At 35.0% G+C, this 3,233-nt stretch carries 3 protein-coding genes; all 3 read right to left on the bottom strand.

The features are described 5' to 3' along the window. Nucleotides 1-164 precede the first annotated feature (164 nt). The 3 genes from N4A57_RS15785 to hemB all read right to left on the bottom strand — a co-directional run bounded on the left by N4A57_RS15785 (nt 165) and on the right by hemB (nt 3,030). Nucleotides 165-662: an SEC-C metal-binding domain-containing protein gene (locus N4A57_RS15785; RefSeq protein ID WP_293659005.1), complete on the bottom strand. Its 498-nt coding sequence runs from the start codon at nt 660-662 to the stop codon at nt 165-167. Nucleotides 663-766: 104 nt separating this feature from the next. Further along, entirely contained in the window at nt 767-2,059 is a 1,293-nt protein-coding gene (gene hemL, locus N4A57_RS15790; RefSeq protein ID WP_293659007.1) for a glutamate-1-semialdehyde 2,1-aminomutase, read from the bottom strand. 2 nt (nt 2,060-2,061) lie between these two features. Continuing rightward, on the bottom strand, nt 2,062-3,030 hold the full coding sequence (gene hemB / locus N4A57_RS15795) for a porphobilinogen synthase (protein ID WP_293659008.1): 969 nt from the start codon (nt 3,028-3,030) through the stop codon (nt 2,062-2,064). Nucleotides 3,031-3,233: the final 203 nt, after the last annotated feature.

Consider the following 3,233-nt stretch of genomic DNA (forward strand, 5'->3'; position numbering starts at 1 on the left):
CATTTGGGCATTCTCCTTTGTTTTGTATTTGGTCGGCAAACCTAAATACTATTCTAACAAAGGAGTCTTTTATTTTCTGCTCACCGCTGGAAGCTTTTTTGAACCACCCGCACAGCAGGTGGTTTTCACTTATACAAAAAAAACACTTTTCATAAGAAAAGTGATTATTTTAAACAACATTTTTTATATTTTTTTCCACTGCCACATGGACATGGGTCATTTCTTCCCACTTTATTATCGTTAACGACAGTTTTTGATTTCTTAAATTTCTTAACTATGTTTTCTCTTTCTTCTACACTTAATACTCCTGACCACTCAGGTAAATTGTATAGATAATCAGCTCTAGCCTCTAGCATATTAAAGAATAATTTTTCATAGTTCACTTCTAAACTTACAGATGTATCTTCAGTTGCACCTTCTAAATCCATGCTTTCCTTAACACTTTCATTGATTCCATCTAAGAATCCTACTATGTATTCATTAGTAGTTTCAAATTTTTCTGCTAAACCTTTAACTGTTCCCTCAAACTTTTCTTCATGATTCTCAAGAAGGTTAGCATATATTTTCCCTTCTACTTTAGCATATTCTCCCCAGAACTTTTCAAAAGTATCCCTTGATGTATGCTTGTATGCCATGTCTTTCCAATTTTCAAATAAACTCATGTCTATAACTCCTTTGTTTAGTTTCTTAATTACTTAGTATTTAATGATTTTATTAAAACTATTAGGCTGTTGACAAAGTAAAAAACTTTGTCAACATCTTCTAATTATTTAATAGTCTTTTTAAGTGAATTATAATTTGCTTTTATGGTTTTGTCAATATCTTCATCCGTATGTTTTATGGATATGAAGGATGCTTCGAACTGTGATGGTGCTATATATACACCTTCTTTTAACATTTCTCTAAAGTATATATTAAATTTATCAACATGACTCTTTGTAGCACTTTCAAAGTCTACAACGGGATTTTCATTAAAGAAAGTACAAAGCATAGACCCTACCCTATTGGTAGTAACCTTAACTCCTAAACTCTTGGCATTTTCTTCAAATCCCTTTTCTAATTTTTTTGCTTTTTCTTCTAATTCATCATAAATTTCAGGATTATCCCTTAAAGTTTTAAGGGTTATATAACCTGCCATCATGGCAAGGGGATTTCCGGATAAGGTTCCTGCTTGGTATACAGGACCAACTGGTGATATTTTCTCCATTATGTCACTTCTACCCCCATAAGCCCCTACTGGCAGTCCTCCTCCTATTATTTTACCAAAGGTAGTCAAGTCAGGAGTTACATTATAAAGACTTTGGGCACACTTATATGCCACTCTAAATCCTGTCATAACCTCATCTATGATTAATAAGGCCCCATGTTCCTTTGTTAATTTAGATAAGGTATCCATAAATTCCTGAGTTGCTGGTACTACCCCCATATTTCCTGCTATAGGCTCTATTATAACTGCTGCTATTTCTTGTCCTACTTCTTTAAATATATTAGTTATGTCTTCTATGTCATTATATTTGGCTGTTATGGTATTTTGAGCTATATCAGCAGGTACTCCTGGGCTATTTGGAACTCCAAAGTGTAGGGCACCTGATCCTGCCTTTATAAGTAGACTATCTGAGTGGCCATGGTAGTTTCCTTCAAACTTTACGATTTTATCCCTTCCCGTATAACCTCTAGCAAGTCTTAGGGCACTCATAGTAGCCTCTGTTCCAGAGTTAACCATCCTAACCATATCTACAGAGTCTACAGCCTCACAAACAAGCTTTGCAAGCTTAGTTTCTATTTCTGTAGGAGCTCCATAGCTAGTACCCATGTCTATAACCTTTTTTAATTCCTCCGTTACAATTTCATTGGCATGACCTAAAATAAGAGGCCCCCAAGAACCTACATAATCCACATATTCATTTCCATCCACATCATATATTTTGCTTCCCTTTCCACTTTTTATGAATGGAGGGTTAATTCCAACTCCACCAAAGGCTCTTACTGGACTATTTACTCCCCCTGGTATATATTTTTTTGCTTCTTCAAAAGCATTCATAGATTTCTCTAAATTCATCTTTAAAGTTCCCCCTTTAACCATTTTGCAGCTTCCTTTGCATGGTATGTGATTATTATATCTGCTCCTGCCCTTTTTATGGAAGTTAGCGTTTCTAATATTATGTTTTTCTCATTCACAAGGCCAGCCTTTGCAGCTGCCTTTATCATGGCATATTCACCACTCACATTGTAGGCTGCCACAGGTACATTTACCATATCCTTCACCTCTCTTATTACATCTAAGTAGGCTAAAGCTGGCTTTACCATAACTATATCAGCACCCTCAAGTAGATCAAGCTCTACCTCTTTCATAGCTTCTAATCTGTTGGCTGGGTCCATTTGATAAGTTTTTCTGTCTCCAAATCCAGGTGTTGAGTTTGCAGCAGCTCTAAAGGGTCCATAAAAGGCCGATGCATATTTAGCACTATAGGACATGATAGATATGTTTTCAAATCCATTATCATCTAAAATATTTCTCATGGCTTCTATTCTTCCATCCATCATATCTGATGGAGCTACCATATCTGCTCCCGCTACAGCATGGGATAGGGATATTTTAGATAAATATTCTAAGGTTTCATCATTATCCACATATTTATCCTTTAGTATTCCACAATGACCATGGCTAGTATACTGACACATGCATACATCTGTAACTACAAACATGTCCTTGTCTATTTCTTTAACCTTTTTTATGGCCCTTTGTACTATTCCATCATTATCATAGGCACTACTTCCTACTTCATCCTTAGACTCTGGAAGTCCAAATAATATGATAGATTTAATTCCTAAATCTTTAATTTCTTTTATTTCGTCCTCAAGCATATCCAAAGAAAAATGATGTATTCCAGGTAAAGTTTCTATTTCCCTTTTTATCTTTTCTCCCTCTACTACAAATATGGGATATATAAAGTCATTAACCTTTAATGTGGTCTCCCTTACTAAACTTCTTATTCCTTCATTCATCCTAAGTCTTCTAGGTCTAAGCATCTTTTTTTTCCGTTACCAAAAATCTATGAAAATCTACAAATTAAAGATTTTGTTTCTTTCCCACTTCATAATGTCCCATTTTGCCGAAGCTACTTTGGTTTGCTATAACACTCCATAGGCTTTGCTACTTTTCAGTAGTGGGTTGTAACGATTACCCAATTTAGAATATCTTTTTAAGCTGATATTTCTAAACCATAGTTTGC

It is taken from the genome of Anaeromicrobium sp. (assembly GCF_025210435.1).
Taxonomy (GTDB): Bacteria; Bacillota; Clostridia; order Peptostreptococcales; family Thermotaleaceae; genus Anaeromicrobium.

Coding starts and splice junctions, on each gene's coding strand:
- hemB (WP_293659008.1), bottom strand. CDS start 3,030: ATGCTTAGACCTAGAAGACTTAGGATGAATGAAGGAATAAGAAGTTTA.
- hemL (WP_293659007.1), bottom strand. CDS start 2,059: ATGAATTTAGAGAAATCTATGAATGCTTTTGAAGAAGCAAAAAAATAT.
- N4A57_RS15785 (WP_293659005.1), bottom strand. CDS start 662: ATGAGTTTATTTGAAAATTGGAAAGACATGGCATACAAGCATACATCA.